This window comes from Microcystis sp. M49636_WE2 (genome assembly GCF_030065375.1).
Taxonomy (GTDB): domain Bacteria; phylum Cyanobacteriota; class Cyanobacteriia; order Cyanobacteriales; family Microcystaceae; genus Microcystis; species Microcystis aeruginosa_C.
The window spans coordinates 1-4,092 of sequence record NZ_JASJFG010000662.1 but is presented as its reverse complement, the minus strand read 5'-3'; the positions used below and the strand labels follow the sequence as shown (position 1 = coordinate 4,092).

General features: G+C 44.4%; 4 protein-coding genes and 1 pseudogene. 2 read left to right on the top strand and 3 right to left on the bottom strand.

The features are described from left to right. Positions 1 to 140 precede the first annotated feature (140 nt). Positions 141 to 266: pseudogene (locus tag PX484_RS15325) on the bottom strand (flagellar assembly protein H); the annotation flags it as partial. 365 nt (positions 267 to 631) lie between these two features. Here PX484_RS15325 and PX484_RS15320 point away from each other — a divergent pair. Further along, positions 632 to 1,522 (top strand): alpha/beta fold hydrolase, encoded by an 891-nt coding sequence (locus PX484_RS15320; protein ID WP_287671128.1) that lies wholly within the window; start codon positions 632 to 634, stop codon positions 1,520 to 1,522. 220 nt (positions 1,523 to 1,742) lie between these two features. On the opposite strand, the gene PX484_RS15315 is transcribed toward PX484_RS15320, so the two are convergent. Continuing rightward, entirely contained in the window at positions 1,743 to 2,573 is an 831-nt protein-coding gene (locus PX484_RS15315; RefSeq protein ID WP_002762900.1) for a hypothetical protein, read from the bottom strand. Positions 2,574 to 3,048: 475 nt separating this feature from the next. Here PX484_RS15315 and PX484_RS15310 point away from each other — a divergent pair, with 475 nt between their 5' ends. After that, positions 3,049 to 3,285: a ferredoxin-thioredoxin reductase variable chain gene (locus PX484_RS15310; protein ID WP_288059891.1), complete on the top strand. Its 237-nt coding sequence runs from the start codon at positions 3,049 to 3,051 to the stop codon at positions 3,283 to 3,285. 16 nt (positions 3,286 to 3,301) lie between these two features. Here the strand turns inward: PX484_RS15310 and tyrS are convergent. Then, the coding region (gene tyrS, locus PX484_RS15305) for a tyrosine--tRNA ligase (protein WP_288104558.1) at positions 3,302 to 4,092 on the bottom strand (791 nt) is incomplete at its 5' end.

Sequence of the window (4,092 nt, the reverse complement as noted above, 5' to 3'; positions counted from 1 at the left end):
TGGTCTTGGCTGTCTATATTTTAACCAATAAATTGCTGTATTGCAAGCATAGTCAGCTTTTAAAGATAAATTATTGTTTTATTGGTCAGCAATAATTGTCTGTTTTTTCTTTAATTTTACATGACAAGTTCGGAAGAGCCTAAAAAAGTAATCGAGTTTCTATCTAAATAATCCATCAATTGAGGAAAAAATAACTCGATAAATTCGATAAAAAAGGTGGAGATTAACTCCTTAAATAAGCGGTCATGGTCAATATTATTAGTCATGTAATATCATCTTAACGAATCTGATCGATGAATGACTACTCTTCTCTATTATATTCTGAAAAGTCTGTTTTGGCAACGGATTGTTATGACCTCACCCCCTTAAACTACGAGGGGAGGGGGAACTACGAAAAGAGGGGGATACTTTCCGCAAAAAACCCCACAGAAAACGGGTTTCTTCAAGAAACCCGTTTTCTAGGTGACTTAATACTTCTTTCTAGGGTTCATCATAATTGGCGATTGTTGGGTTCATTTGAGATGAACTATGACGGTATTTGGCATCATCCCCAGACGACCAGTTAAGCCGCCAGTTAACCTGACAGTATATATTAAGAAAAGCAACAAATACTTTACAGATAAACAAAAATATGCAACAAATTCTAGGATTAGAGACACAAGCAAAAATTTGGCATTGGCGGGGATTCAAAATCACCTATCAAAGTGCGGGGGAGACGGGACCTGCGATCGTGCTTGTGCATGGATTTGGGGCATCTTGGGGACATTGGCGCAAAAATATCCCCGTTTTAGGCGAAAAATGTCGCTGTTTTGCCCTAGATTTAATTGGTTTTGGCGGTTCCGACAAACCCGAACCGCAAAAGGAGATCGATTACACTTTCGAGACTTGGGGGGCGCAAATTGCCGATTTTTGTCGGGAAGTGGTGGGGGGGCCTGCTTTTTTGGCGGGTAATTCCATCGGTTGCGTCGCCATTATGCAGGCTGCCGTCGATTATCCCGATTTTGTCCTTGGGGTAGCGGCGATTAATTGTTCCCTCAGACTACTGCACGAAAGAAAACGGGAGGAATTACCCTGGTATCGTCGTTTAGGCGCGGATATTGCCCAAATAATTCTCAAAAATAAAGCAATTGGGGCTTTTTTCTTCCAACAGATCGCTAAACCCCAGACAGTGCGTAAAATTCTCCTGCAAGCTTATCGGCGCTCGGAAGCGGTAACAGAGGAATTAGTAGAAATAATCCTAAAACCCGCCCGAGATCCAGGAGCGATCGAGGTTTTCCTCGCTTTTACCGGTTATTCTGGCGGCCCACTCCCAGAAGACCTGCTGCCGATTCTCCCCTGTCCGGCCATTCTGCTTTGGGGTAGCGAGGATCCCTGGGAACCCTTGTCCTTGGGCCAAGAATTAGCAAGATTCCCGACAGTAAAACAGTTTATCCCCTTAGCTGGTTTAGGCCACTGTCCCCAGGATGAAGCTCCAGAAATAGTTAATCCGATTTTATTAGACTTCCTGCAAGCTCCTATCTAGGGTTTGCGGCAAAAAGTTTGTTGGTGGGGGTAGGGTGTGGGGTGTGGGGTGTAGGGTTTTACCCATTTTCAGGCGGTCAATTACCTAATTTTCAGGGAAAAAGTCCAGGGATTTTCCCCCCAATCACTCCAATCGCTGGTACTTTTTGATTTCAAAAAAGTCTAAAAATATTATCCAACAAGGTTTTTAGATTTATTCAGCAAACCCTATCTAAGTTCCTCTAGTAACCAGAAGACCTGGTATTAATAGGTTGTTGGATGGTGAAACCTCGGTTAATACTTTGAGGTGGGACTTGATTGGGGGTGCCATTATTGTTAGGTGGCATTCCCTGATTAGGATAACCAGTGACGTTCGGTTGACTGCCGTAGACGGGGGGTTGATATACAGGGGGTTGATAATAGTTGGATTGGTTGCTAGAGCCGGAGACGGGGTTAGGGTTGGCATTATTCCAGGAGGGTAGGGGTTGAACATTTTGTTGTTCAGGGGAATAATTTCCCTGGGGGTTAACTTGATTCGGGCTGCCCCCGGGGTTGAGATTAGGAGAATTATTCAAGTTAGCAGTCCGCGAGCGATTTTCGATTTCCCTTTGTAAAGGATAATTGCTACTGTCGCCACTAATCGGTCGCAGTTGAATCGGTTGCAGACTTTTACTAGCCTTCGGTGCCTGATTTTGCTTAGTCTGCGGCATTAACGGCGCAAATAAGGAGGGTTTCTGGTTCTTATCGGGATTAGTATTTAGAGGATTAAAAGGCTGCGTCGAGGCCGGTTTGTTCAGGCGAGCGGTATTATTATGGGCAGGAATGGCTGGCAATGGTACAGTACTGGGGAGAGGAGTATCGGTAATCTGGTTAGCCCGGATTTCCCGCTCCTCCAAGGACATTCCTGGGGTATCTAATACCGAACCCAACCATTCAGGATTCTGTTGATATACCCACAAACCAATTAGAGCCAAGGAAAATATTCCTAACGGTAGCCAAAATAAAGGTTGGGCAAAGGGTTTTAATCCCGCCAGGAAATAGCGCATGGAAGAAGAATCTTTATAGTCACTCATACCGCTTAACCCTCTATAGGTTTTCCCCCATGCTATCAAATCATTAAGTAGTTAGGGTTGGCTGAAAAAGTTTTTCGTGGGGGCAGGGTGTGGGGTGTGGGGTGTGGGGTGTGGGGTTTTACCGACTTTGAGGTAGTCAGTTACCTAATTTTCAGAGAAAAAGTACCTCAATTTTCCCCCTGATCACTCCCATGCCTGGTACTTTTTGATTGACAAAAACTCTAAAAGCCTTATCCAACAAAGTTTTTAGATTTTTTCAGCAAGCCCTAGTTATCAGTGTTTTAGCCGTCAGCCTTGCACAACAGGTGACGCTTAGGTTGCTCCCAGTATTGCTGCTTACGAACAAAAGTATCGTCAAAGCTCAGGCTCTAGGTTTCAATCTTAAGAGTTTTCAGTTCCCCGTTCCCTGATACGGCGTAGAATGATAAGATTGTTTTCAAAGATACAATAGGCGTTTGTCTTCGCTAGAGAGTTTATGAAAGTTGGCGATCAAGTTCGTGTAATTGAGTCTGTGGTAGTTTATCACCATCCTGAACACAAATCGGATCCTTTTGACGTGAAAGGACTAGAGGGAGAGGTGAAAGGGATTGTCACCGAATGGCGTGGTAGGCCGGTTAGCGCCAACCTACCCGTCCTCGTCGAGTTCAGTAAAAAGTTTAAAGCCCATTTTCGAGATTTTGAGTTAGAAATCGTGGAAAAAGCCGCCGAATAGGGACTTTTTCGCTTATTTAAGCTACAAAGCGAATAAATTTATTTTTGCCCACCTGTAGGACTTTTCCCGTTAAAGCTTCGGCTGTCTCAAAACTTTTGTCCACATCGGTGATTTTCTCACTATCGATTCTGACTGCACCCCCCTGAATCTGTCTTCTCCCTTCGCCGCTACTTTTACATAAGCCGGTGGCCGCAAGAAGATAGAATAATTTCAGGGGAAAAGTGACCGCTGCTAGGGAAAATTCGGGTACAGAGGCCGCAGCTGCCGTATTTCCCTGTAGAACTATCTCCTGCGCTGTTTTTTGTGCCTTTAATGCCTCCTCTTCTCCGTGAAACTGGGCAACTACCTCGATCGCCAGTTGTTTTTGTGCCTCTCGCGGATTGCTCGCCATAGCATCTAAGGGCAAATTTGTCAATAGTTCGTAATAATCTTTTAACAAAGCGTCGGGGGTTTTTTCCAGTTTCGAGTACATGGACAGGGCCGATTCCCGCAATCCCACATAATTATTCAGGGATTTGGACATTTTTTGACTGCCATCGGTTCCGATTAAAATCGGTAAAAGTAACCCGAATTGCGGTTTTTTGCCGAAATATTTCTGTAAATCGCGACCGACGGCAATATTAAATTTTTGATCGGTTCCTCCCAATTCGACATCGGCCTCAACAGCTACGGAATCATAACCCTGCATTAAGGGATAGAGAAATTCATGGAGAAAAATCGGGTTTTCCTTGTCGTAGCGTTCGGAAAAGCCTTCTTTTGCCAACATTTGCCCCACAGTCATGGTGGAGAGAAGTTCGAGAATTTGCG

Bases quoted from the DNA above. Each gene is read 5' to 3' on its own strand.
- PX484_RS15310 (WP_288059891.1), top strand. From the start codon at position 3,049: ATGAAAGTTGGCGATCAAGTTCGTGTAATTGAGTCTGTGGTAGTTTAT.
- PX484_RS15315 (WP_002762900.1), bottom strand. From the start codon at position 2,573: ATGAGTGACTATAAAGATTCTTCTTCCATGCGCTATTTCCTGGCGGGA.
- PX484_RS15320 (WP_287671128.1), top strand. From the start codon at position 632: ATGCAACAAATTCTAGGATTAGAGACACAAGCAAAAATTTGGCATTGG.